General features: G+C 68.6%; 18 protein-coding genes and 3 pseudogenes. 11 read left to right on the top strand and 10 right to left on the bottom strand.

Translation table 11 applies throughout. The features are described 5' to 3' along the window. Positions 1-58: 58 nt before the first annotated feature. The 6 genes and pseudogenes from L2X99_RS16940 to L2X99_RS16915 form a co-directional block, all read right to left on the bottom strand. Entirely contained in the window at positions 59-1,096 is a 1,038-nt protein-coding gene (locus tag L2X99_RS16940; protein ID WP_236125730.1) for an ABC transporter permease, read from the bottom strand. Beyond that, a complete protein-coding gene (locus L2X99_RS16935) occupies positions 1,093-2,163 on the bottom strand; it encodes an ABC transporter permease (RefSeq protein WP_236125731.1) in 1,071 nt (356 codons plus the stop codon). Before L2X99_RS16935 ends, L2X99_RS16940 begins: the two co-directional genes overlap by 4 nt. Then, positions 2,160-3,765 (bottom strand): annotated as a pseudogene (locus L2X99_RS16930) (sugar ABC transporter ATP-binding protein). The gene L2X99_RS16935 and the pseudogene L2X99_RS16930 overlap by 4 nt, the downstream one beginning before the upstream one ends. 86 nt (positions 3,766-3,851) lie before the next feature. Then, the gene (locus L2X99_RS16925) at positions 3,852-4,856 is read right to left on the bottom strand and encodes a substrate-binding domain-containing protein (RefSeq protein ID WP_236125733.1); all 1,005 of its coding nucleotides are present in this window, start codon (positions 4,854-4,856) and stop codon (positions 3,852-3,854) included. Between the two features lie 177 nt (positions 4,857-5,033). Further along, positions 5,034-6,575 carry a sugar ABC transporter ATP-binding protein gene (locus tag L2X99_RS16920; RefSeq protein ID WP_236125734.1) on the bottom strand — a complete coding sequence of 514 codons (1,542 nt, stop codon included), beginning with the start codon at positions 6,573-6,575 and terminating at the stop codon, positions 5,034-5,036. Next, the gene (locus tag L2X99_RS16915; protein ID WP_236125735.1) at positions 6,575-7,594 is read right to left on the bottom strand and encodes a LacI family DNA-binding transcriptional regulator; all 1,020 of its coding nucleotides are present in this window, start codon (positions 7,592-7,594) and stop codon (positions 6,575-6,577) included. Before L2X99_RS16915 ends, L2X99_RS16920 begins: the two co-directional genes overlap by 1 nt. A gap of 127 nt (positions 7,595-7,721) precedes the next feature. Here L2X99_RS16915 and L2X99_RS16910 point away from each other — a divergent pair, with 127 nt between their 5' ends. Beyond that, the gene (locus tag L2X99_RS16910; protein ID WP_236125736.1) at positions 7,722-8,585 is read left to right on the top strand and encodes an NAD-dependent epimerase/dehydratase family protein; all 864 of its coding nucleotides are present in this window, start codon (positions 7,722-7,724) and stop codon (positions 8,583-8,585) included. Between the two features lie 10 nt (positions 8,586-8,595). Here the strand turns inward: L2X99_RS16910 and L2X99_RS16905 are convergent, their stop codons facing one another. Further along, on the bottom strand, positions 8,596-9,618 hold the full coding sequence (locus tag L2X99_RS16905; RefSeq protein WP_236125737.1) for a LacI family DNA-binding transcriptional regulator: 1,023 nt from the start codon (positions 9,616-9,618) through the stop codon (positions 8,596-8,598). A gap of 154 nt (positions 9,619-9,772) precedes the next feature. On the opposite strand from L2X99_RS16905, the gene L2X99_RS16900 reads away from it, so the two are divergent. The 9 genes and pseudogenes from L2X99_RS16900 to arfA all read left to right on the top strand — a co-directional run bounded on the left by L2X99_RS16900 (position 9,773) and on the right by arfA (position 20,793). After that, positions 9,773-11,068, top strand: a complete 1,296-nt coding sequence (locus tag L2X99_RS16900) for an ABC transporter substrate-binding protein (RefSeq protein ID WP_236125738.1) — start codon at positions 9,773-9,775, stop codon at positions 11,066-11,068. A 58-nt stretch (positions 11,069-11,126) separates the two neighbouring features. After that, entirely contained in the window at positions 11,127-12,059 is a 933-nt protein-coding gene (locus L2X99_RS16895; RefSeq protein WP_236135438.1) for a carbohydrate ABC transporter permease, read from the top strand. Positions 12,060-12,063: 4 nt separating this feature from the next. Further along, positions 12,064-12,951: a carbohydrate ABC transporter permease gene (locus tag L2X99_RS16890; RefSeq protein ID WP_236135437.1), complete on the top strand. Its 888-nt coding sequence runs from the start codon at positions 12,064-12,066 to the stop codon at positions 12,949-12,951. Between the two features lie 3 nt (positions 12,952-12,954). Further along, positions 12,955-14,811, top strand: coding sequence for a glycoside hydrolase family 127 protein (locus tag L2X99_RS16885; protein WP_236135436.1), 1,857 nt, complete (start codon positions 12,955-12,957; stop codon positions 14,809-14,811). A gap of 76 nt (positions 14,812-14,887) precedes the next feature. Next, positions 14,888-15,931: a LacI family DNA-binding transcriptional regulator gene (locus L2X99_RS16880; protein ID WP_236125742.1), complete on the top strand. Its 1,044-nt coding sequence runs from the start codon at positions 14,888-14,890 to the stop codon at positions 15,929-15,931. Positions 15,932-15,985: 54 nt separating this feature from the next. Then, complete coding sequence (locus L2X99_RS16865; RefSeq protein ID WP_442923465.1) at positions 15,986-17,356, top strand: extracellular solute-binding protein; 1,371 nt, start codon at positions 15,986-15,988, stop codon at positions 17,354-17,356. Next, complete coding sequence (locus L2X99_RS16860; RefSeq protein WP_236125744.1) at positions 17,353-18,294, top strand: carbohydrate ABC transporter permease; 942 nt, start codon at positions 17,353-17,355, stop codon at positions 18,292-18,294. The genes L2X99_RS16865 and L2X99_RS16860 overlap by 4 nt, the downstream gene beginning before the upstream one ends. Continuing rightward, the gene (locus L2X99_RS16855; protein WP_236125745.1) at positions 18,294-19,190 is read left to right on the top strand and encodes a carbohydrate ABC transporter permease; all 897 of its coding nucleotides are present in this window, start codon (positions 18,294-18,296) and stop codon (positions 19,188-19,190) included. The genes L2X99_RS16860 and L2X99_RS16855 overlap by 1 nt, the downstream gene beginning before the upstream one ends. Positions 19,191-19,258: 68 nt before the next feature. Then, positions 19,259-20,793 (top strand): annotated as a pseudogene (gene arfA / locus L2X99_RS16850) (arabinosylfuranosidase ArfA). Positions 20,794-20,931: 138 nt separating this feature from the next. Here arfA and L2X99_RS16845 read toward each other — a convergent pair. The 3 genes from L2X99_RS16845 to L2X99_RS16835 form a co-directional block, all read right to left on the bottom strand. Further along, entirely contained in the window at positions 20,932-21,921 is a 990-nt protein-coding gene (locus L2X99_RS16845; protein ID WP_236125746.1) for an LLM class F420-dependent oxidoreductase, read from the bottom strand. Positions 21,922-21,954: 33 nt separating this feature from the next. Further along, positions 21,955-23,082: a bifunctional 2-methylcitrate synthase/citrate synthase gene (locus L2X99_RS16840; RefSeq protein WP_236125747.1), complete on the bottom strand. Its 1,128-nt coding sequence runs from the start codon at positions 23,080-23,082 to the stop codon at positions 21,955-21,957. A gap of 231 nt (positions 23,083-23,313) precedes the next feature. Beyond that, positions 23,314-24,096, bottom strand: a complete 783-nt coding sequence (locus tag L2X99_RS16835) for a thioesterase family protein (RefSeq protein ID WP_236135435.1) — start codon at positions 24,094-24,096, stop codon at positions 23,314-23,316. Positions 24,097-24,243: 147 nt separating this feature from the next. On the opposite strand from L2X99_RS16835, the pseudogene L2X99_RS16830 reads away from it, so the two are divergent. Beyond that, a pseudogene (locus L2X99_RS16830) lies at positions 24,244-25,805 on the top strand (carboxyl transferase domain-containing protein). Positions 25,806-25,893 lie beyond the last annotated feature (88 nt).

Genomic DNA, 25,893 nt, shown 5'->3' with positions numbered 1-25,893 from the left:
GGTCTCACGCAGAAGTCGGGCGGTCGCGGCGATCTCGCATCACGGCCATTGACGGACATCATTCCCGCTTGCGGGTCACCGCCCGCTGCAGGAGCACGAACACGAGCAGGATGCCGCCGGTGATGATCGTCGTCATCTCGGGAGGGATGCCTCCGTCTCGGGTGATGAGCACGTTCATCAGGCCGAGCACGAGCGCGCCGATCACAGAGCCGAGCACGTAGCCGTAGCCGCCGGTCAGCACCGTCCCGCCGATGACGGCTGCGGCGATGGCATCGAGCTCCCAGCCGATGCCGGTGATGTTCTGCGCCGTGCCGATGCGTGCCGTGTAGAGCACGGCCGCGATGCCGGCGAGCGTGCCGCTGATCACGTACACCAGCACCTTCGTGCGGTGCACCGGCAGGCCCATCAGCAGCGCCGAGCTCTCGGACCCGCCGATCGCGTACACGGTGCGCCCGGTGCGGGTGCGGTGCAGCACGAAGAACGCCACCGCGACGACGAGAACGGCGATGATGACCGCCGGCGTGATGACGAGGTCGTTCACCTTCGGACCGTCGACCACCTTGATCTGCTCGCCCAGCCAGCGGATCGGCGACTCCTCGCCCAGCCGCTCCGCCTTGGTGCTCAGCAGCGAGGCGAGGCCGCGGGCGAGGAACATCATCGCGAGCGTCGCGATGAACGGCTGCACGTTGAAGAAGCGGATCAGGATGCCGGAGACCAGGCCCGTCACGGTACCGAGGAGGACCATCACGATGATGACCGCGAACGCGTTCCATCCGGCGTTCGCCAGCATGACGCCTGCCACCGAGGAGAGCGCGATGATCGATCCGACCGACAGGTCGATGCCGCCGGTCAGGATGACGAACGTCAGCGCCACCGCGAGCACGATGAGGTGCGCATTGTTGATCAGCAGATTCGACAGCGTGCTGGCCTGGACGATGCGGCCGTAGGCGATCTCGCCGTAGACGATCATGCCGACGAAGATGACCACGGAGGCCACCGTCGGAAGCACCGAGGGGTTCGCCTGTACGGCGCGGCGGATGCGGTCTGTGAAAGCCGGGGTCTCGCGCCGTGTGTCGGTCGCTGTGAGGACGGTCATGCCGCCACCTCCTCTTTCACCGGGGCGCTGGGCGCCGCGGGTGCGGATGTCTTGCGTGCCCGGAACCAGCCGCGCACACGCTCGGACTGCAGCAGGCAGAGCACGATGATCACTATCGCCTTGAACGCAGGGGTGGCCGATGAGGAGACCCCCAGGTAGAGCACCGTCTTGTCGAGCGTCGCGATCAGCAGGGCGCCGACGAAGGCGCCGCTGAGGGAGAACTTGCCGCCGGCGAGCGATGCGCCGCCGATCACGACGGCGAGGATCGCGTCGAGTTCGAGCTGGTAGCCGGTGCGCGAGACGTCGACCGTCATCACGCTGCCGACGGCCATGATCCCGGCGATGCCGGCGAGCACACCGCTGATGATGTACACCGTCAGCAGCAGCCCCTTCGGCTTGATGCCTGCCATCCGGCTGGCCTTCGGGTTGATGCCGATCGCCTCGATCATCAGCCCCAGCGCGCTGCGGCGCACCACCCAGCCGACCGCGATCACGATCAGCAGCGCGAGCAGGAACACCACGGGCAGCCCCAGCACAAAGCCGTTCGCGATCCAGCGGAACGCGTCGTTGGACGCGTTCGTGTTCTGCCCGCCGGTGATCACCTTCGCCAGTCCCCGGCCTGCGAGCATCAGCACCAGCGTCGCGATGAAGGGCTGCAGGCCGACGTAGGCCACCAGCACGCCGTTGACGGCGCCGAGGATGCCGGTGATCACCAGCGTCAGCACGATGGCTGTGAGCGCGGCGCCGAGCGATCCGTCTGCACCGCTGAGGAACTCCATCGACACCGCACCGGCGACTGCCATCAGCGAGCCGACGGAGAGGTCGATGCCGCCGGTCGCGATGACCAGCGACATCCCCACCGAGATCATCATGATCGGCGCGGCCTGTCGAAGGATGTCGATCACGTTGCCGACCAGGCGGCCGTTGTCGGGATTCAGCGAGATGGCCAGGTACGCCGGATCCTTGATGAGGTTCAGCGCAAGCAGGGCGATGATCGCCACGATGCCCCAGAAGAACGGCTTGTGGATGAGTGCACGCCAGAACGACGTGTCGGATGCGGTGGTCATCGCGCCTCCTCCTTCTCTGTGCGGGCGATCGTGTCGAGGTCGGCGCCCTCGGCGTTCTCCAAGGTCTCGGCCGCAGCATCCGCTCCGTGAGCGGCGATGACGTCGACGACCTCCTGCGCGGTCACGCCCGGACCGTTCTGGATCTCACCGATCATGCTGTGGTCCTTCAGCACCACGATGCGTTCGGAGAGGCGGACCACCTCTTCTAGCTCGGACGAGATGAAGACGACGGCGACGCCGTCCTCGGCCAGCTGCGCGACTGCCTCCTGGATCTCCGCCTTCGCGCCGACGTCGATGCCGCGCGTCGGCTCATCCAGGATCAGTACCTCGGGCTTGGTGGCGAGCCAGCGCCCCAGCAGCACCTTCTGCTGGTTGCCGCCGGACAGGTTCCTGATCATGCGGTCGGGATCGGCCGGGCGCACGTTGAGCTCGGTGATGTACTTGTCAACGATCGCGTCCTGCTCCTTGCGCGGCATGGGCCGCGCCCATCCGCGCTCCGCCTGCACGGCGAGGATGATGTTCTCGCGCACCGTCAGATCGCCGATGATGCCCTCGTCGCGACGGTTCTCAGTCGAGAACGCGATGCGCTTCGCGAGCCCCTCGGCGGGCGAGCGCAGGTCGGCTGCAGTGCCGTTGACAGTTATGGTGCCCTCGTCGGCGCGGTCGGCGCCGTAGAGCAGACGCGCCAGCTCGGTGCGGCCGGATCCGAGCAGGCCGGCGAAGCCGACCACCTCGCCGGGGCGGATCTCGAGGTCGGTCGGCTCGACCGCACCGGCGGCGTGCGATGCCGGAGGCGGAGAGCACGGGCTGCTCGGCGGCATCCCGTGCCGTCGTGCGGCGGTTGCCGCCGAGCGACTTCAGCGCGTCGAGATCCTTGCCGATCATGGTGGAGATCAGCGCATGCCGGTCGAGTTCTCGGCGCAGGAATTCGCCCTGGTACCTGCCGTTGCGCAGCACCGTCAGGCGGTCGCTGATCGCGTAGATCTGGTCGAGGAAGTGCGAGACGAAGAGGATGGCCACGCCCTGATCGCGCAGTGTGCGCATCACGGTGAACAGGCCCTCCACCTCCGCGGCGTCGAGGCTGGACGTGGGCTCATCGAGGATGAGCACCTTAGCCTTGACTGCCATCGCGCGGCTGATCGCGACCAGCTGCTGCATGGCGATCGAAAGCATCGAGAGCGGTCTGTGGGTGTCGAGGTGCCCGAGCCCGAGTCGGGTGAGCGCCTCGGAAGCCGCGCGGTGTGTGGCGCGCCAGTTGATGCCGAACGCGCCGTGGACCTCGTGCCCGAGCATCACGTTCTCGCCGATCGTGATGTTCGGCGCCAGGTTGACCTCTTGGTAGACGGTCGAGATGCCGGCATCCTGCGCATCGGACGTTCCCCCGAAGCTGCGCTCGCGTCCGGCGACCACGATCGACCCGGAGTCGATCTGGTACACCCCAGTGAGGGCCTTGATCAGTGTCGACTTGCCGGCGCCGTTCTCGCCCATGAGCGCATGGACCTCACCCGGGAACAGGCGGAAATCGACGCCGTCGAGTGCCTTGACGCCGGGGAATTCGATCGAGATCCCGCGCATCTCGACGATGGGAAGTTCTTCGTTCATCGTTGACTCTCAACCTTCGCGCGTGGTGGCCGGAGTGGCGCCGGTCTCCCGGCGCCACCCCGGCAGTCGCTGTGATCGCGGAGCGATCAGTACTTACGGTCGGGCAGTGCAGCCTTGGCGGCGTCGGCGGAATCGAACGCCTGGCTCGGGACAATGATGTACGACTCGACCTTGTCACCATTCAGGGTCTTCTCGACGACGTCCAGTGCGGTCTCGCCGAACAGCGGGTTGTACTCGTGCACGTAGCTGAGCTTGCCATCGGCGAGCGCCTGCATGGCGTTCTTCGTGCCGTCGATCGTTGCGATCTTCACGTCGGTGCCGATGGTGAGTCCGGCCTCTTCGGCCGCCTGCGCGGCCCCCAGACCCATCTCGTCGTTCTGCGCGAACACGAACTGGATATCGTTGCCGTTAGCCTTCAGCATCGTCTCGAAGACGCTCTTGCCCTCTTCGGTCGACCAGTTCGCGGTCTGCGCGTCGACCTTGTTCAGCGTCGAGTCGCCGAGGCCCTCCTCGAAGCCCTTGTTGCGCTCGTTCACGACGCCGACACCGGCCGGGCCCTCGAGCACGACGTAGTTGCCGCCGTCGGGGAAGGTCGCTGCGGCCCACGCGCCGACCTCCTTGGCGACCTCGACGTTGTCGGGTGCGATGCGGGTCACGTACAGGCTGGTGTCGTCGGGCTCGATGCCGCGGTCGAGCAGGATCACCGGGATCTCCGCCTCCTGTGCACGCTTGAGCGAGTCCTCCCAGCCGGATGCCTCGGTGGCGGACAGCAGAATGACGTCGACGCCCTCGTCGACGAACGACGTGAACGCGTCGATCTGCGACTTCTGGTCGAGGTTGGTGGCGGGTGCGTACTTGAGGTTGTAACCGGCATCCTTCGTGAAGGTGTCCTGGATGTTCTGCTCGTTGGCCTCTCGCCAGGCGCCCTCCGGCCCGACGGCGACGAAGCCGACGGTCGTCAGCTCATCGGTGCCGCCGTCCTGGCCGGAACCGGCGTCGTCGTTGCCGGACGAGCAAGCCGCCAGGCTGAAAGCGAGCGCGCCGGCTGCGGCGAGGCTCAGCGCGATGCGCATGCGCTTCTTCACGGACATGTTCTCCTCCTTGAGACCGAGGTGTCACCCTCGGGAACGTGTGGACCGGTGCGGCCCGCTGCGTGACTGCAGGACGGCTGGCAGCGCGTCCTGCAGGAATGTTACCGGGAACAATCTACAGAACACAACAACGGATGTGCGCGATCGCCAACTACGCGCTGGAAATCGCGTTACCGGTCACAAGGAGTCGATACGCCCCGAGTCCGCCGCGATCATCTCGACGACGGTGTCGACGGTCACGCCAGGACCGTTGCTGAGCTCGCCGATCTTCTCGCGGTCCTTCAGCACGAGGATGCGGTCGCTCAGTCGCACCACCTCTTCGAGTTCCGACGAGACGAACACCACGGCCACGCCGTCGGCGGCCAGCTGCGCGATGCGGCGCTGGATGTCGAGTTTGGCCGAGACGTCGATGCCGCGGGTCGGCTCGTCGAGGATCAGCACGTGCGGACGCACCGCAAGGGCACGCGCCAGCAGCAGCTTCTGCTGGGTGCCGCCGGAGAGCTGTCCTGCAGGCCGGTCGAGGTCGGCCGGATCGAGATGCAGCGCCTCGACGTAGGTGTCCACCAGCGCAGCCCTCTCGGACGCCGAGAGCGGGCGTGACCAGCCGCGGAGCGCCTGGATCGAGAGGAGGATGTTCTCCCGTGCGTTCAGCTCCGGAATGATCCCCTGGGCGCGACGGTCCTCGGTGGTCATCGAGATGCGGTGGCGCAGCGCGGTCGACGGGCTGCGCAGATCGACGCGTTCGCCGTCCACCCAGATCTCGCCGCCGTCGGCCCGCAGCCCACCGCCCAGCAGTGACGCCAGTTCCGTGCGTCCGGATCCTCGCAGCCCGGCCAGCCCGATGATCTCGCCCCGGTACAGCTCGACGTCCATCCGGTCGAGCTCGCCTCGTCTGGCGACACCGGTCGCCTGCAGCGCGGGCTCCCCGTCGGCCATGTAGTGATGCGCACGACGCTCGGACTTCAGGGCCCGCAGGCTCTCGATGTCCTTGCCGAGCATCTGCGAGATCAGGTCGGCCCGTTCCAGATCGCGGGTGAGATGCTCGCCGATCCTGCGACCGCCGCGCAGCACCGTCATCCGGTCGCTGATGGCGAACGCCTGCTCGAGGAAGTGCGAGACGAACAGGATCGCGACGCCGCGCTCACGCTGCCCGCGGATCACCCGCATCAGCACGTCGACCTCGGCCTGATCCAGGCTCGAGGTCGGCTCGTCGAGTACCAGCACGCGAGGGTCGTCGACGACGGCGCGGGCGAACGCCACGAGTTGCTTCTGCGCCGGCGACAGCATCGACAGCGGCAGGCGCGGGTCGAGATCGTCGAGCCCGAGGCGCGCCAGCGCGGCCGCAGCGTGCGATCGGGTGCGCCGCCACGAGATGCCGAGCGGTTCGCGGCGCTCGCGGCCCAGCATCACGTTCTCGGCGACGCTGAGGTTGGGCGCCAGCTGCGTCTCCTGGAACACGGCCGCGATGCCGGCGGCGCGGGCGTCGGCGACACCGGCGAAGCGACGCTCCTCCCCGGCCACCCGCAGGATGCCGGCAAGCGGTTCGCGGGTGCCGGTGAGCACGCCGACCAGCGTGGACTTGCCCGCGCCGTTCTCGCCCATGACGGCGTGCACCTCTCCTGGGAACATCCGGAAGTCCACCGCGTCGAGGGCACGCACACCGGGGAGATCGACGGTGATCCTCGCCATCTCGATCAGCGGTTCGGTGACGGGCTCCATCACCCCACCGCCCGTGGTGCCGCCGAGGATTCGCGCGGCACGAGCTCGGTCGGGATGCGGGTGAGCGCGGGGATATCGCGCCCCTCGATCGCCGCTGTCAGCATCTGCACGACCGATGAGCCCAGCGCACCGAAGTCCTGCCGCACGGTCGTCAGCGGCGGCAGGAAGTGCCGGGCGAGGGGGATGTCGTCGAAGCCGACCACGCTGAGGTCGCGCGGCACCTCGAAGCCCTTGTCATGCAGACCGTGGATGAGGCCGATGGCCATGTCGTCGTTGGCCACGAAGATCGCGGTGTAGTCGGGCAGCCGCTTCAGGCCCATCGCGAAATCGTAGGTGAAGTCGGGCGTCCAGTCGCCCACGACGATCGGACGCTCGCGGATGCCCCACGACTTTGCCCTGCTGTGGAAGGCCCGCTCGCGAGCGCGCGCGTCCAGCCAGTCGAGCGGACCGGCGATGTGCAGGATGTCGCGGTGCCCGAGGGCCACCAGGTGATCGACGACGAGCGTCGTCCCGGCGTGCTGATCGATCGAGACGGTGAGAAACGTCGGGTCGGCGTCGGCCTTGACGACGAGCATCGGGACGTTCAGCGAGGTGCGTCTCAGCGCCGCGACCGACGACGAGCGCGGAGCGATCACGCAGAGCGCGTCGACACCCTGGGTGACGAGGTTGTCGACCGCATCCTGCGGCGAGAGGTGGTCCCCGTCATGCAGGGCGATGGCCGTCACCGAGTAGTCGGCCTCCCTGGCGGCGAGCTCGACCGCGCGGAGCACGCTGGTGGGGCCGAACGACACCGGACTCTCGATGATCACGCCGATGCGCCGCGTGCGCTGGGTGGCGAGGGCGCGGGCGACGAGATTGGGCCGGTAGTCGAGCTCCTCGATGGCCTCGAGCACGCGCCGTCGCGTGTCGGGCTTGATGTTCGGGTGGTCGTTGAGCACCCGGGACACCGTCATGTGGGACACACCGGCGATCTCCGCCACCTGACGGATGCTGGGCTTGTCAGAGCCGACGTTCGCCATGCGCACCTCCGTCGACCCGGGCTACGCCGATGTTACCGAGCACAATGTGCGAGCCGCAATCGAGCAGCCGGACCTGCATCCGCGTCGCCGGGATGCACCATCGCCCACCGCGTGCCAGGGTGATCTCATGCGCATCGCCCTCACCGGATCTTCCGGCAAGCTCGGAGCCGTCGTCGTCCGCGAACTGCGCGCGAGCGGCCATCGCGTCATCGGCATGGACGTCGCCGGCGACCGCGGCCCCGACTTCGTGCAGGTCGACCTGACCGACTACGGACAGGTGATCGACGCCCTCACCGCGGTCGGCGACCGGCACGACGGCGTCGACGCCGTCGTGCATCTCGGCGCGATCCCTGCACCGGGCATCCGCAGCGACGTCGCCACCTTCCACAACAACATGCCGGCGACGTTCAACGTGTTCTGGGCCGCGGCGCGGCTGGGCGTCGAACGCATCGTGTACGCGTCCAGCGAGACCGTGCTCGGCCTGCCGTTCGACACGCCTCCGCCGTACGTGCCGGTCGACGAGGAGTACCCGCCGCGACCCGAATCGGTGTACTCGCTGGTGAAGACGCTCGAGGAGCGCATGGCTGTGGAACTGGTCCGGTGGAACCCCGGCCTGTCGATCACCGCGCTGCGGTTCTCGAATGTGATGACGCCCGAGGACTACGCCGCCTTCCCTTCCTTCGACGCCGACGCGACGGCGCGCAAGTGGAACCTGTGGGGCTACATCGACGCGCGCGACGGCGCGCAGGCCGTCGAGCGCGCGCTGGCGACCGCAGGACCGGGCTTCGAGAGCTTCATCATCGCGGCGGCCGACACGGTGATGTCCCGCCCGAACTCCGAGCTGCTCGCCGAGGTCTTCCCCGGGGTGCCGCTGTCGCGCCCGGTCACCGAGCACGAGACGCTGCTCTCGATCGCGAAGGCGCGGCGGATGCTCGACTACGAGCCGCGGCACAGCTGGCGCGATCACGTGGGCACCGACGCGGCGATGTGACGCGCGGCGGTCAGCGGCGCGGGATGGTGGACCCGCGGATGGCGAGCCGCACCGGCAGATGCCGCACCCCTGAGCCGATGTCGGTGCCGTCGATCGCCTCGAACACCTTCTGCGCGGCGCGGCGGCCGAGCTCCTGCAGGTTGGCGTCGATCGAGGTCAGTTCAGGGCGGGAGTTCTGCACCAGTATCTCCCAGTTGTCGTAACCGATCACCGCCAGATCGTCCGGCACGGCGCGACCGAGATCACGCGCCGAGTCGAGCACACCCCGGGCGATCTGATCCGAGCCGCAGAAGATCGCGTCGATGTCGGGATGCCGCTGCAGCAGCAGGGCCGCGGCGTCCCGTCCCCACGGCTCGCTCCACTCCGAGAACATCGGGTCGCCGACCAGCTCCAGCCCGGCATCCGCGAGGGCGGCGCGCGCGCCGGTGAGCCGATCCTGCGCCGCGGCGTAGGTGGGGTCGCCGGAGATGTGAGCGATGCGGGTGCGTCCGCAGGCGAGCAGATGCTCGATCGCGAGTCGGCCACCGCTGACATTGTCCGGCGTCAGGGAGAGGTCGCGCGGATCGTCCGACGGGGCGTAGGCGTAGACCACGGGGACGGGAATGGACTGCCCCAGCGAGGGCCGGGGGTCGGTCTGCCTGCCCACCACGATGATGCCGTCCACCCTGCGGCTGAGCAGCTCCTTCAGGTGATGCTGCTCGCGGATTGCGTCGCCGCGCGCATCGCACAGGAAGACGTTGATCCGGCCGGCGCCGAACGCGTCCTCGGCACCCATCAGGATCGGCAGCATGAACCGGCCCTCGAGGTCGCCGGTGAGCAGGCCGACGGTGCCGGTGCGTCCGGCGAGAAGCCCCCTGGCCATGGCGTTGGGAGTGAAGGACAGCTCGTCGGCCACTGCCATCACGCGCGCCCTGGTCGCCGCGGCGACGTCGCCACGATCGTTGAGCGCCTTGGATGCCGTGGCGAGTGAGACGCCGGCGCGGGCCGCGACATCGCCCAGGGTCACCGGCCGCGCCGTGGATGCTTCTGCCATTCGCACTCCCCCGTTGCTGAAAGGTTATCGGACTCGGTCTTGACGATCCGCAGAACGTCACGATATACCTACCGAAAGGGTTTTCGTAGATTTCGAAGCCATGGCGGTGCGAAGCCACTGCGCCCACTCAAGGAAGAGCCAGAGGAGATCTCACATGCACATCACCGGAAAGCGCCGCCTGCACCGCGGCGCCGCCGCACTCATCGCAGCGGGTCTGCTCGCGGGCAGCCTCGCCGCCTGTGCGCCGGCATCCGACGACAACGCCGCCGCACCGATCAGCGGCGACGGCACAGACGACGGTTCCACGCTCACCCTGTGGACCCGTGCGCCCCTGGAGCGGCAGGCCAAGCTTCTGGTCGAGGCGTACAACGGCTCGCACAAGAACCAGGTCGAGCTCACGGTCGTCCCCAACGACGACTACGTCGCGAAGGTCGGCGCCGCCGCAGGATCCGGCGGTCTGCCTGACCTGTTCGCCGCCGACATCGTGTACGTGCCGAACTGGGTGAAGCAGGGCCTGTTCACCGACCTGACGAAGCAGATCGACGGCCTCGACTACAAGGACCAGATCAACCAGGGCCACCTCACCGCCGGCACGCTCGACGAGAAGGAGTACGTGCTCCCGTTCGTGCTCGACCTGTCGATGCTGATGTGGAACAAGGAGCTCTTCACCGAGGCCGGTCTCGACCCCGAGGAGGCACCGGCCACGCTGGACGAGTTCGCCGAGGCGGCGAAGAAGGTGCAGGCGCTGAACAAGCCGGACACCTACGGCACCGCCACCGGGCTGAACTGCGGCGGATGCCTGGTGTTCACCTGGTTCCCGTCGATCTGGGCGTCCGGCGACCAGGTCATGAACGACGACGGCACCGAATCGCTGCTCGACGGCGACTCCGCCAAGGCCGTCTACGACACCTGGAAGGGACTGGAGGACGCCGGAGCCGTGCTGCCCAGCTCGACCGATGAGGCCGGCCCCACCTGGACCGCGGCGTTCAGTGAGGGCAAGGTCGGTGTCATGCCCTTCCCTGCGACGCTGCTGCCGTCGCTCACCTTCGACGCTGGCGTCGCCGGCATCCCCGGTGTCGACGGCGGCGCCTCGACTTTCGTCGGCGGCGACGGGATCGGCGTCTCGAAGGACTCGAAGAAGGCCGCGCAGGCGTGGAACTTCCTGAGCTGGATGATGTCGGAGGACGCCCAGGTCGGCGTGCTCGCCAAGGACGACAACGCGGTGTCCCGCAGCGACCTGGCGAACAACGAGTACGCGGCGAAGGACCCGCGCATGGTCACCATCAACGAGGTCGCCGCCAAGGGCGACACCCCGGTCGCGCTCAACTTCCAGCAGGCGTTCAACGCACCGGGCAGCCCCTGGCTGACCCTCGTGCGCAACGCCGTGCTCAAGGGCTCCGACTCGGTCGACGCGGACAACGAGGAGATCACCGCCGTCCTCGGCCAGTGATCTGCCAGGGTGGACGGCCGCCAGGCCGTCCACCCCGCTCCGCCCGGCACTCCCCCGATTGGATCGACATGACACTCACCGCATCCGCGCCCGCGCGCACGGCGACCCGCACCGCACGGCGACGACGCCGCGGCTACGGCGGCCCCGTCCAGGGCTGGCTCTACGCCGCGCCGACCGCGATCTTCGTCGCCTGCCTTTTCATCGTCCCGCTGCTGCTCGTCTTCCAGATGTCGGCCTCGGACTGGCCGCTGCTGGAGGCAACCAGGGCATCAACTTCCCGCAGAACTATCAGGACGCGGTCACGCACCGCCTGTTCTGGGACTCGATCCGGTTCACCCTGCTGTACACCGTCATCACGACGGTGATCCTCATCGCCCTCGGCCTCGGCCTCGCCCTGTTCGTGCAGGAGTCCACCCGCTGGAAGGGCTTCCTGCGCACGGCGTTCCTGGTGCCGAGCGCGCTGGGACTGGCATCCGCCTCACTGCTGTTCTACGTGCTGTACTCGCCGATCGCCGGTCCGTTCGCCGACCTGATGAAGTCCTGGGGGATCACGTTCCTCGGCACACCCACCGGCGCGCTGTGGTCCACGATCTTCCTGATCGTCTGGCGCTACGCGGGCTTCTACATGCTGCTCATGCTGGTGGGCCTGCAGGGCATCCCCGAGGACGTCTACGAAGCGGCCCGCATCGACGGTGCGAGCCGCTGGCAGACCTTCCGCGACATCACCGTGCCGCTGCTGCGGCCCACATTCGCCCTGACCACCATCATGTGCGTGACCGGATCGCTGCTCGCTTTCGAGCAGTTCTACATCCTCACCAAGGGCGGCCCCGACAATTCCACGATGACCATCGTGCAACTCATCTACAACGTCGCCTTCCAGGGGCAGAACGACCTCGGTGTCGCCGGCGCCCTGTCGGTCATCGTGCTGCTCGCCCTCATCGTCATCAACGTCTTCCAGCTGCGCGCCTTCGGCCGCTCGGACGAGAGCTGAGCCCATGACCACCACCGTCCCCGAGACCACTCGGGCCATCGTCGCCCCCGGTGCGCCGCGTGCCACGACCAGGCGGATGCCGCTGGCCTTCGGCATCCCGTACTGGGTGTTCACCGGCGCACTCGCGCTGATCTTCCTGTACCCGCTGATCTGGACCGCCGTGTCCAGCGTCAGCCCCCTCGCCGGCACCAGCCAGACCGACGGCTGGGGCTTCGGCAACTACGCCGCGCTGACGAAGTACCAGGCCGGCATCTGGGTCTATCTGTGGAACTCGACCGTGGTGTCCGTGCTCACCGTCGTACTGACCCTGGCGATCTCGCTGCTGGGCGGATACGCATTCGCGCGATTCTCGTTCCCCGGCAAGAACGCGCTGTTCCTGCTCACGCTGGCGATCCTGATGGTGCCGTACGCCACCCTGCTGATTCCGCTGTACGTCATCCTGAACGCCGTCGGCCTGCAGAACTCGCTGGTGGGGGTGGCGCTGGTGATCACGATGTTCCAGCTGCCGTTCTCGATGTTCATGATGCGCATCTCGTTCGAGTCCATACCGAAAGAGCTCGACGAGGCGGCGATGGTCGACGGATGCTCCAGCTGGGGTGCGCTGTGGCGGGTGCTGCTGCACGCCGTCAAGCCGGGGCTGGTGACCGTCGGCCTGTTCGCGTTCCTCACCGCCTGGAACGACTTCATGGCCCCGCTGATCCTCATCAACGACAGCAACCGGATGACGCTGCCCCTCGCCGTCGCGAACCTCCGCGGCCAGGTGCAGGGCGTCGTCGACTACGGCGCCACCGAGGCGGGCGTGGTCGTGCTCGCCCTTCCCTGCATCCTGCTGTTCCTGATCCTGCAACGACACTACGTGCGCGGCTTCATGTCGGGCGCATTCAAGGGCTGACTCATGACTCACCTCACCACCACCCCGACGATCGCTCCCGTCGTGCCGTCCACCGGACGCCTGCGCCCGCTCGGCCTCGACGAGGTGCGCATCGACGACGGATTCTGGGCCGAGCGCCAGCGCGTCAACGGCGCGAACACCCTGCCGCACATCGAGTCGAAGCTCGAGTCCGAGGGGTGGCTGCCGAACTTCGACCTCGCCGCCGCCGGCACGCTGCCGGCCGGACGCCGTGGCCGGGAGTTCTCCGACTCCGAGGTCTACAAGTACCTGGAGGCACTCGCCTGGGAGATCGGGCGCTCCGAAGACCCGGCGCTGGACGAGCGCTTCCGTGCCGTGGTCGCCAGGGTCGCCGCCGCCCAGGAGCCGGACGGCTATCTGAACACGATGTTCGGCCGGGCAGGCCAGGACGAACGATGGTCTCAGCTGGAATGGGGCCACGAGCTGTACTGCCTCGGCCACCTGTTCCAGGCCGCAGTGGCTCGCGGCCGGACCCGTCCCACCGCGGACGACGGCCTGTTCGACATCGCCCTGCGCGCGGCCGATCTCGTCTGCCGCGAGTTCGGCGAGCAGGGGCGTCACGCGATCTGCGGGCACGCCGAGGTCGAGGTGGGCCTGGCCGAACTGGGCCGCTTCACCGGGGATCGTCGATACCTGGATCAGGCTGCGCTGTTCGTGGCCAGACACGGCGAGCACACACTGCGCGACATCGAGTTCGGTCGGAGCTACTACCAGGACGACATACCAGTGCGCGACGCCGAGGCACTGCGCGGTCACGCGGTGCGCGCCAACTATCTGGCCTCCGCCGCGACTGATGTCGCGGTCGAGACCGGAGACGCCGAGCTGCTGCGGGCGCTGCGGCGGCAGTGGGACCGCACCGTCGACCGCCGCACCTACATCACCGGCGGGCAGGGGGCGCACCACTCAGACGAGGCCTTCGGCGGTGACTGGGAGCTGCCGCCGGATCGCGCCTATTCCGAGACGTGCGCGAGCATCGGATCGATCATGTTCTCCTGGCGGCTGCTGCTGGCCTCCGGCGATACGCGATACGCCGACCTGATCGAGCGCACGCTGTTCAACGTCGTCGCCACCTCACCCGCCCCTGACGGCCGATCCTTCTACTACGCCAACACGCTGCATCAGCGCACGCCGGCCCAGCCGGCGGATCGAGATGCCACGTCGCCTCGTGCATCCTCGTCGCTGCGGGCCGCGTGGTTCGACGTCTCCTGCTGCCCGCCAAACGTCGCCCGCACTCTCGCGAGCCTCGCCGGCTACTTCGCGACCGCCGACGACGACGGGGTGCAGCTGCACCAGTACGCCACGGGGTCCGTGCGCACCGTACTGTCCGATGGCACCGTCTCCGCCTTCCGGGTCTCCACCGGGTATCCGGAAGGCGGACGGGTGCGCGTGACGGTCGCCGAGGACGGGGAGTGGACGCTGACCCTGCGAGTGCCCTCCTGGGCGGCCGGCGCGACGGTGCGGGTCGGTGAGGAAGAGCCGACGGATGCCGCCCCCGGCACCGTGTCGATCCGGCGCGCGTTCCGCGCCGGCGACACGGTCGAGCTCGACCTGCCGGTCGCTCCCCGGATCACCGCGCCGGATCCGCGCGTCGACGCGGTGCGCGGCTGTGTGGCGATCGAGCGCGGGCCGGAGGTGCTCGCCCTGGAGTCCGTCGACTTCGGCGACGACATCGCCGAAGCCGTGCTGGATCCGGCATCGACACCGGTGGACGCCGACGGACGCATCAGCGTGCGGGTCTCGAACCGCAGCACCGGCGAGGAGTCGGAGGTGGCGCTCATCCGGTACCACGACTGGGCGCTGCGCGGCCCGTCGACGATGCGGGTCTGGCTGCCGACGAGTTGATCCGCCGCACACTCCGGGAAAGATTGGACTCAACGATGTAATACAGGTGCGGTCTGCACCGTCATAGGCTGGCCCCATGGCACAGGGCGCGCGGGCGACGATGCGAGACGTCGCATCCCTTGCCGGCGTGTCCGCGAAGACCGTCTCCAACGTCGTGACCGGTGCCGTCCCGGTGCGCGAGGACACCAGGGAGCGAGTCGAGGCGGCGATGCGCAAGCTGGACTTCGTGCCCAACCTCAGCGCCCGCGGCCTGCGCAACGGGCGCTCCGGCGTGATCGCCGTCGCCCTGCCGTTCCTCGCCACGTCGTTCTCGTCAGAGCTCATGCACCGCATCGTCGAGGCGGCCCACCGCCGCGGTCTCGCCGTGCACATCGAGGAGACCGGGGCGGACCCGGGCCGGGAGCGCGAGCTGCTCTCCCGTGCCCGCGCGCACCTGGTCGACGGCCTGATCCTCAACCCGATCCGCCTCGAGGACAGCTCGGTCGGAGGCGACGATCTGCCCCCGGTGGTGCTGATCGGCGAGGTCGAATACCGCAGCACCGACCACGTCGGCATCGACAGCGTGGCCGGCGCCGCCGAGATGACCAGGCATGTGCTCTCCCGCGGTGCGCGGCGGATCGCGGTGCTCGGCGCCGACGACGAGAACACGTTCGCGACCGCGACCAGCCGGCTGCGACTGCAGGGCGTGCGTCGGGCACTCGGCGAAGCCGGCATCCCGCTCGACCCCCGTCTGGAGGTGAACCATCCGGACTGGACGATGACCGGCGGGGTGACCGCGACCGAGACGCTGCTCGGCCGGGGCGTCGCGTTCGACGCGATCATCGCGTTCACCGACTCGCTCGCGACCGGCGCCCTGCACGTGCTGCGCCGCCACGGCATCGACGTGCCTGCCCAAGTGCTGGTGACCGGCTTCGACGACGTCGAGGTGTCGCGGTACACCTCGCCACCGCTGACCACCGTGGCCATCGACCTCCCCGCCTTCGCGGACGCCGCCGTCGACCGGCTGGTCGCGCGCATCGACGATCGCCCCGGCCCCGTGCAGTCGGTCACGGTGCCGCATCGCCTCGTCCTGCGCGAGAGCACGGATGCCGCGCCGCGCGGCCACCACCCGCAGTCCTGACCTCGTGAGAGCCGGAACATGCCCAGCTCTTGCGCCAGCGATTTCATCGATGTAATGATGTCGGCAACCCCCGATCGTCCACGAAGGAGTGACGATGACACCACCGTTGGATATCTCACGGCGGCAGTTCCTCACCGCGTCCGCCGTCACCGCCGGCGCGGCTCTGCTCGCCGGCTGCTCCCCGCCGCCACCGCCTCCGGTACTCAGACGCTGCAGTTCTGGCATCTGCTCTCCGGCGGTGACGGCGTGATCATGTCGTCGCTGCTCGACGGCGTGAACACGGCTCAGGACGCCTACCGCATCCGCCCCACCGTGCTCGCCTGGGGCACGCCGTACTACACGAAGCTCGCGATGGCGGCGGCCGGCGGCCGCGCCCCCGACGTCGCGATCATGCACGCCACCCGGGTGCTCGGCTGGGCACCCGGCGGTCTGCTGGATGCCTGGGATCTCGACCGCCTGGCCGAGCTCGGCGTCGACGAGCAGACCTTCCCCGAGCCGATCTGGCAGAAGGGCGAGGTCGGCGGCAAGCACCTCAGCATCGCCCTCGACGCGCACCCGTTCGTGCTGATGTACAACACCGACATCTGCGGCAAGGCCGGCGTGCTCGACTCGGACGGCCGCCTGAAGGAGGCGAGCTCGCCCGAGGAGTTCCTCGACATGGTCGCGGCGGTCGCCGAGGCCGCCGGCGGCCATGGCCTCTCGTACGGCTACCTCGGCGACGGCGCGCAGATGTGGCGCCTGTTCTACACGCTCTACGCGCAGCACGGCACCGAGATGGAGCTCCCCGAGGGCGGCACGGCCGACATCGACACGGATGTCGCCGTCGAGTCCCTCACTTTCATGCAGACCCTGCTCGACGGCACCCTCGCGGCGAAGCAGAGCGACTACGGCACAGCGGTCGCCGAGTTCTCCACCGGCAAGAGCGGCCTGTTCCTCACCGGCGTCTGGGAGCTGCGCACCATGCAGGACGCCGGCATCCCGTTCGACGTCGCGCCGATCCCGCCGATCTTCGGCACCAGGGCCGCCTACGCCGACTCGCACGCGTTCGTGCTGCCGCACCAGTCCCGCCCGGACGAGCAGCACCGCGACCTGACCTACCAGTTCGTCGCGGACATGCTGAAGGGCTCGTTCGACTGGGCCACGGCCGGACACATCCCGGCCTACCTGCCGATCACCGAGTCGCCCGAGTACCAGGACCTGCTGCCGCAGGCGCACTACGCGGAGGCCGCAGGCTACGTCGTCTACGACCCGCCGGCCTGGTTCACCGGGTCGGGCTCGAACTTCCAGGGCGAGTTCGGCGCCGCCGCGCAGCCCGCGCTGCTGAGCGGCTCCGACCCGGCAGCCGCGATCTCGCGGTTCGAGGCGCGGGTGAACCGCTTCCTCAGCCAACCCAACCCTGCGGACCCCGAAGGGAGCCGGTCATGACCGTCACCGCGCCGACCACCACGACCATCGTCACCGGCCGCCCCGCGTCGCCCCGCCGTCGTCACGCCGGCGGCCGCAACGAGCCGCTGATCGGCTGGGCGTTCCTGGCCCCGTTCCTGATCGCCTTCGTGCTGTTCATGGCCTGGCCGATCCTGCACGGCTTCTACCTGAGCTTCACGAATCAGTCCCTCACCGGCGCCGGCGGCGATCTCATCGGCGGCGCGAACTACGCCGAGGCGCTCACCGACCCCGTCATGTGGGGCGCGCTCGGCAACACCGCCTGGTTCACCGTGCTCTCCACCGTGCCGCTGGTGCTGATCGCGCTGGTGATGGCCGTGCTGGTGGACCGCGGGCTGCCCGGGCAGTGGCTGTGGCGCCTGTCGTTCTTCATGCCGTACCTGCTCGCGTCCACCGTGATCTCGCAGATCTGGGTGTGGATCTTCAACCCCCAGATCGGTGCCGCGAACAACATCCTGAAGGCGATCGGCCTCGAGCCGATCGCCTGGTTGCAGAACCCCGACACCAACCTGATGGCGATCGTGATCGCCACCGTCTGGTGGACGGTCGGCTTCAACTTCCTGCTCTACCTGGCCGCGATGCAGAACATCCCGGCGCAGCAGTACGAGGCTGCTGCTCTGGACGGCGCGGGCCCGTGGCGGCAGTTCTGGTCGATCACCCTTCCCCAGCTCGGACCGGCCACAGCAGTGATCGTGCTGCTGCAGATCCTCGCGTCGCTGAAGCTGTTCGATCAGGCCTATCAGATGCTCGGCGGCCTCTCGAGCGACACCACCCGCTCGATCGTGCAGTACATCTACGAGACCGGATTCGTCGGATACCGGTTCGGCTACTCGGCCGCGATCTCGTACGTGTTCTTCGCGCTCATCATCATCCTCGGCGTCGCACAGGCGCTGATCACGCGCCGTCGGAAGGAGTCGTGATGACCACCGCGACCAGCACTCTGATCGCCCCCGCCGCGGCATCCGACCGCGTGCGCCGGCCTGGCTCGCGCCGCTTCGGCGCCGGCCGCATCATCGCCTTCGTCGTCCTCGCCCTGATGGCCGTCGGCTGGCTGCTGCCGTTCCTGTGGGCGGTCGCGACGGCGTTCAAGACCGAGACGGATGCCGCCTCCGGCGACCCCGGCTGGATCGGCCCGAGCGGGCCGACCGCCGACGCGTTCACGGCGATCCTGTCCCAGGGCAACGTGTACGTGTGGGCCTGGAACAGCCTGTGGACGGCCGCGGTGATCACCCTGATCACGGTGGCGATCTCGGCCGGCGCGGCGTACGCCTTCTCGCGGCTGGAGTTCAAGGGACGCCGCTGGCTGTTCGTCGTGATCATCGCGTCGATCGTGGTGCCGCCGCAGGTGCTGATCATCCCGCTGTTCTACGAGATGCTCGCCTTCAACCTGGTGGACACTCCCTGGGGCCTGATCCTGCCGCAGGTCGTGGTGCCGGCGATGGTGTTCATCCTGAAGAAGTTCTTCGACGCGGTCCCGATCGAGCTCGAGGATGCCGCCCGCGTGGACGGCGCCAGCCGGTTCCGGGTGTTCTGGTCGGTGGTGCTGCCACTGTCGCGGCCCATCCTGGCATCCGTCGCGATCTTCGTCTTCATCGGCGCATGGAACAACTTCCTGTGGCCGTTCCTGGTCATCAACGACACCACGCTGATGACCCTTCCGGTGGGACTGCAGACCGTGATCAGCGCGTACGGCGTGCAGTACGCGCAGGTGATGGCGCAGGCCGTGCTGGCGGCACTGCCGCTGATCGCCGTGTTCCTCGTGTTCCAGAAGCAGATCGTCAAGGGCGTCGCCACCAGCGGCTTCGGCGGTCAGTGACCGTCCCCGCTCGTTGAGCGAGCGGAGCGAGACGAAACGCAATCCACCCCACAGAAAGGCAACCCCTCATGACCAACGCCCGCATCACGATCGACCGCGACTTCACGATCGGCGAGGTGCCGCGCCGGCTCTTCGGCTCATTCGTCGAGCACATGGGGCGCTGTGTGTACACCGGGATCTACGAACCGGGGCATCCGGCATCCGATGCGCGCGGGTTCCGCACCGATGTGCTGGAGCTGGTGCGCGAGATGGGGCCGACGGTGGTGCGGTACCCGGGGGCAACTTCGTCTCGGGGTACCGCTGGGAGGACGGTGTCGGGCCGGTGGCCGATCGCCCGGTGCGGATGGACGGCGCCTGGCACACCATCGAGACCAACGCGTTCGGACTGCACGAGTTCGTGGACTGGGCGCGCGAGGCCGAGGTCGAGGTGATGGAGGCCATCAACCTCGGCACCCGCGGTGTCGAGGAGGCGCGTTCGCTCGTCGAGTACGCCAACCACCCGAGCGGCACCTACTGGTCGGATCTGCGCCGGCGCAACGGCGCCGAGGATCCGTTCGGCATCAAGCTCTGGTGCCTCGGCAACGAGCTGGACGGCCCGTGGCAGATCGGGCACAAGACTGCGCACGAGTACGGGCGGCTGGCGCAGGAGACGGCGAAGGCGATGAAGCTCGTCGACCCGTCGATCGAACTGGTCGCGGTCGGCTCCTCCAACCGCGGCATGCCCACCTTCGGCACCTGGGAGCACACCGTGCTCACGCACGCCTACGACGAGGTGGACTACATCTCGATGCACGCGTACTACCGCGAGTCGGACGGTGATGCGGCGTCGTTCCTCGCCGAGGGCGTGGAGATGGATGCGTTCATCGACGGCGTCATCGCCACGATTGATGCGGTGAAGGCTGCCGGCAAGCACACCAAGCAGGTGGACATCTCGTTCGACGAGTGGAACGTGTGGGACTTCGACCGGTTCAACAACGAGGAGGAGGCCGCGGTCGCGGCGGCGGGCTGGAAGGAGCACCCGCGCCTGATCGAGGACACCTACACGGTGACGGATGCCGTGGTCGTCGGCACGTTCCTGCACAGCCTGCTGCGGCACGGCGATCGTGTGAAGATCGCCAACCAGGCGCAGCTGGTGAACGTGATCGCGCCGATCCGCTCCGAGGAGGACGGCCCGGCCTGGCGGCAGGCGTCGTTCTGGCCGTTCGCCCGGATGTCGCGGATGGCCCGCGGGCAGATCATGCGCCTCGCCGTGTCGTCGACGCAGGGCGCGACGAAGCAGTACGGCGACGTCGACGAGGTCGACGCGGTCGCGACCTGGGATCAGGAGAGCGGACGGCTCGCGCTGTTCGTCGCGAACCGTTCGCTCGTGTCGGATGCCACGGTCGACCTGGATCTGCACGGGCTGCGTGCCACCGCGGTGCGGTCCGCCGAGGTGCTGACGATCCCCGACGGCGGCGACCGGCACACCGCGAACACGCTGGACGCTCAGGATGCCGTGGGGCTGCGCAAGCTGACCGGCGTGGCGCTCGACGCGGGCACCGCCCGGCTGACGCTGCCGGCGCTGTCCTGGAGCGCGATCGAGTTCGACGTCGCGCGGGGCTGACGCCCCGCGTCGCTGAACGCTATGGGTCGCTGACCGTTATGGGTCGCTGAGCCTGTCGAAGCGCGCCGGCCTTGTCGAAGCGCCGGCCCTTCGACAGGCTCAGGGACCCAGGTCGCGACAGACTCAAGGGCCCGACTCTCAGAGCAGCGCGGGGATGACCTCGCGCTCGAAGAGCTCGATGCCGGAGCGGTCGTAGGCCGCCTCGGGGAAGTAGTGGATCGCGTAGTCCAGGCCGCGCGAAGCCATGTCACGCAGGCGCTCGACGATCTGCTCCGGCGTGCCGACGCAGAGCGCCTCGTCGCCGCGGTAGTTCTGCATGACCTCGGCGGTGCGGTCGCCGAGGTGCGGTGCGAGCCGTGCCTCGATCGCGGCGAGACGGTCCTCCACCTCCGCCTCGGTCGCGCCGATCACCGTGTTGTAGTCGGTCGACCGCACAATCGCGTCGAAGTCCGTTCCCACCGCCACGGTGTGCTCGCGAAGGATCTCGCTCTTGCGGCTGAACAGCTCCGGCGTCCCGCCGAAGTTCGTGTACGACGCGTACTTCGCCGCGATCCTCAGGGTGACCTTCTCGCCGCCACCGGCGATCCACAGCGGGATGCCGCCCTCCTGCAGAGGCAGCGGACGGACGATCGCCCCGTCCACCTGGTAGTGCTTCCCGTCGAGCGTCGCACTGCCGGTGGTCCAGGCCTGACGCATGATCTGCACGCCCTCATCGAGTCTGCGCAGCCGGTCGCCGGCGGATGGGAAGCCGTAGCCATAGGCTCGCCACTCGTGCTCGTACCAGCCGCCGCCGATGCCCATCTCGGCACGGCCGCCGGAGATCAGGTCGACCGTCGCAGCGACCTTCGCCAGGTACGCCGGGTTGCGGTATGACATGCAGGTGCACATCTGACCGAGCCGGATGCGACTGGTCGAGGCCGCGAACGCCGACATCAGCGTCCACGCCTCATGCGTCGCCTCCTCACTCGCGACCGGAGTGGTGTGGAAGTGGTCGTAGACCCAGAGCGACTCCCACGGCCCGGCATCCGCCGCCTGGGCGAGCGAGCGCATCGCCGCCCATTGCTCGGCGGGGTCGATGCCCACGAGGTCGAACCGCCAGCCCTGGGGGATGAAGATGCCGAAGCGCATGACCGCAGTCTAGGGCTGGATCGGCCTCGTCCGTCAGGACGCGACGTGCCGCTCGTCGACGCCGTTGTACGCCGACAGCGGGCGGATCAGCGCGTTCGACGCCGCCTGCTCCATGATGTGCGCGGTCCAGCCGGTCACGCGCGCTGCGATGAACAGCGGCGTGAACACCTCGGTCTCGAAGCCGAGGATGTGGTACGCCGGACCGGACGGGTAGTCGAGGTTCGGGTAGATGCCCTTGCGCGCGACGAACTCCTTCTCGAGCGCGTCATAGAGCTCCCCGAGGTCGGTGCGGCCGGATTCGGCGATCAGCCGGTCGAGAGCGGCCTTCATCGTCGGCACGCGCGAGTCGCCGTTCTTGTACACCCTGTGCCCGAAGCCCATGATCTTGCGCTTCCCGGCCAGGGCATCGTCGAGCCAGGGCACGACGTTCGACGCGTTGCCGATCTCCTCGAAGATGTGCATCACGGCCTCGTTGGCACCGCCGTGCAGCGGGCCCTTCAGGGCGCCGATCGCGCCGACAACGGCCGAGTAGAGATCCGAGGTGGTCGAGGCGATCACCCGTGCGGTGAACGTCGACGCGTTGAACGAGTGCTCGGCGTAGAGCACCATCGAGATGCGGAAAACGTCGACTGCGGCTTCCGACGGCAGCTCGCCGAACGTCATCCAGAGGAAGTTCGCGGAGTAGTCCAGATCGTCGCGGGGGGCGATCGGCTCCTGGCCGCGGCGGCGGCGCTGCACGGCGGCGACGATCGTCGGCAGCTGCGCGAACAGATACAGCGCACGCCCGAGGTCGAGGTCGGGGTCGGTCCAGCCGCCCGGCCGGTTCAGCGTGTCGTCGAACGTGCCGAGCTGGCTGACGACCGTGCGCACGACGTCCATCGGGTGCGCCTCGAGCGGGATGAGGTCGAGGAGTGCGACGGTGCGCTCGTCGAGTGCACGCAGTGCGCGCTCCTGACGCTGGAACTCGGCCAGCTGCGCGGCATCCGGCAGCTCACCGCTCCACAGCAGGAACGCCACGGCCTCGAACGGCTGCGTCGCGGCCAGCTCCTGCACGGGGTATCCGCGGTACAGCAGGCTGTTGGTCTCGGGGTTGACCTTCGAGATCGCGGTCGTGTCGACGACCACGCCGGCGAGGCCCTTCTTGATGTCTGCGTCAGCCATCCCGTGCTCCTTCGCATCTCGGCGCAGGGGGTGCGCCCCAGCAGGATGCTCGCACAAGGAGGGCCTCGGCGCGAAATCCGCTCCTTCCGGTTCGTTGAGCGAGCGTTGGTCGTTGAGCGAGCATTGGTCGTTGAGCGAGCGGAGCGAGACGAAACGCAGAGACGAAACGCTCCAGCAGACCTGAGAGCGTTTCATCTCGCTCGTACCTCGCTCGCTCAACGACCGACGGGGTCAACGACCGACGGGGAGTGGCCGGACGGTGAGCTCCTGCACAGAGGTGCCGATGGGGCCCTCGTCGTCATGCAGCACGGTGTGGGTGACGCCGAGTCCGCCGGGGCCGATGCTCATCGTCGTGTCGAAGCCGAGCCAGTCGCCGACCGGCTCGCGCAGCAGGTGCGCGCTGAGATCGAGGTTCGGGAACGCCACCTCGCTCGGCGACACCCGCGGGGTCAGGCCGTTCGCGATGTCGACGAGACCCAGCATCCGCGCCGTCGGGCTGATCTCCTCGCCCTCGATCAGCGGGATCAGCGGCCGGATCCAGGAGTGCGCCCTGCCGGGGAACTGCTCGCTGCGCCGGATGTCGGGCGTGCGGACGAAGGCGCCGGGCCACTTCGGGGCATCCCAGCTCGGCATGCCGTCGCGCGACGGCATCGTGGGGAACGCGGCGCCTGCGACATCCGCCGTGTCGTGCGGTTTCAGGAACCAGGCCCGCGCGACCGCGGCGGGGCGGCCGTCGTGGCTCATCGTGGCCTCGAGCAGCTCGATCGTGCGCCCCGGGCGCAGCACCCGCACCTGCACCTCGACCTCGTCGATCGGGATGACGCCGAGGATGTCGTAGTTCACCTTCGCGAGACTGAGCGGATGCTCGTGCCGCGTCGCGTGCTCGAGCTGCATCAGGTGCGCGAGCAGCCCGAGCGTCGGCGCGATGTGCTGCTCCGTCACGTTCCAGGCGCCCTCGGTGGCGCTGGTCGCGCGGAAGGTCGTCTCGCCGAGGCGTTCGAAGTAGGCGGTCATGCCGGGAAGCCTACGACGGTCTGCGTTTCGTCTCTGCGTTTCGTCTCGCTCCGCTCGCTCAACGACCAACGCTCGCGGGGCGACCGCTGCGTGATGTACCCTGGACTGACTCAGTGAATGATCACTAACTGAACTTCAGAGGATGCGATGACGCAGCTCACGAACCACGCCGCGCAGCAGGCGCTCGCCGACGACCTGCGCGAACGCCTCGCCACGGCAGCCCTCGGCGGCCCGGAGCGCTCCCGCGAGCGACACGTCGCCCGCGGCAAGCTGCTCCCCGCGACCGCGTGAACCGGCTGCTCGACGAGGGCAGCCCGTTCCTCGAGGTGGCACCTCTCGCGGCATCCGGCCTGTACGACGACCAGGCCCCGGCGGCTGGCGTGATCGCCGGCATCGGGCTGGTGCACGGCCGGCACGTGATGGTCGTCTGCAACGACGCCACCGTCAAGGGCGGCACCTACTTCCCGATGACGGTGAAGAAGCATCTGCGGGCGCAGGAGATCGCGCTCGAGAACCGGCTGCCCTGCATCTACCTGGTCGACTCGGGCGGCGCGTTCCTGCCGATGCAGGACGAGGTGTTCCCCGACCGCGACCACTTCGGGCGCATCTTCCACAATCAGGCGAACCTGTCGGCGCGGGGCATCCCGCAGATCGCCGCCGTGCTCGGCTCGTGCACCGCCGGTGGCGCCTACGTGCCGGCGATGAGCGACGAGACGGTGATCGTGCGCGACCAGGGCACGATCTTCCTCGGCGGCCCGCCGCTGGTGAAGGCCGCGATCGGCGAGGTCGTCACCGCGGAAGAGCTCGGCGGCGGCGACCTGCACGCGCGCCGCTCGGGTGTGGCCGACCACCTCGCCGAGGACGATGAGCACGCGCTGGAGATCGTCCGCGACATCGTCGCCACACTGCCGCCGCCTCTCGAGCCGGCGTGGGAGGTGCTGCCCGCCGCTCCGCCGGAGGCCGATCCCGCCGAGCTGTACGGCGTCGTCCCGGTCGACGTGAACCAGCCCTACGACGCCCGCGAGGTGATCTCACGATTGGTCGACGGCAGCGAGCTGCACGAGTTCAAGAAGCTCTACGGCGAGACGCTCATCACCGGGTTCGCCCGCATCCACGGGCATCCGGTCGGCATCCTCGCAAACAACGGCGTGCTGTTCAGCGAGTCGGCGCAGAAGGGCGCGCACTTCATCGAGCTGTGCGATCAGCGCGGCATCCCGCTGCTGTTCCTGCAGAACATCTCGGGGTTCATGGTCGGCAAGGATGCCGAAGCCGGCGGCATCGCCCGCGACGGCGCGAAGATGGTCACCGCCGTCGCCACCACCCGGGTGCCGAAGCTCACCGTCGTGATCGGCGGATCGTTCGGAGCCGGAAACTACGCGATGTGCGGGCGGGCCTACTCGCCCCGGTTCCTGTGGACCTGGCCGGGCAGCCGCATCTCGGTGATGGGCGGCCCCCAGGCAGCGTCTGTGCTGTCCACGGTGAAGGACGAGCAGCTCGGCGGGGCGTGGAGCGCCGAGGAACGCGCCGATTTCGAAGCACCGATCCGCGCGAAGTACGACGAGCAGGGCAGCCCCTACTACGCCACCGCCCGACTCTGGGACGACGGCGTCATCGACCCGCTGCAGACCCGCGACGTGCTGGGCCTCGCCCTCGACGTCGTCTCCCGCACTCCCCTGCCCGAACCGCGCTTCGGCGTCTTCCGGATGTGATCACCATGACTGAACTCCCGTCACGGGACGCTTCGACAAGCTCAGCGACCCAGGCAGTCGGCTCAGCGACCCGGAAACTTTGGGTCCC

The sequence above is a fragment of the Microbacterium sp. KUDC0406 genome (assembly GCF_021582875.1).
In the GTDB taxonomy this organism is placed as follows: domain Bacteria; phylum Actinomycetota; class Actinomycetes; order Actinomycetales; family Microbacteriaceae; genus Microbacterium.
This window is presented reverse-complemented; position numbering and strand designations above follow the sequence as displayed.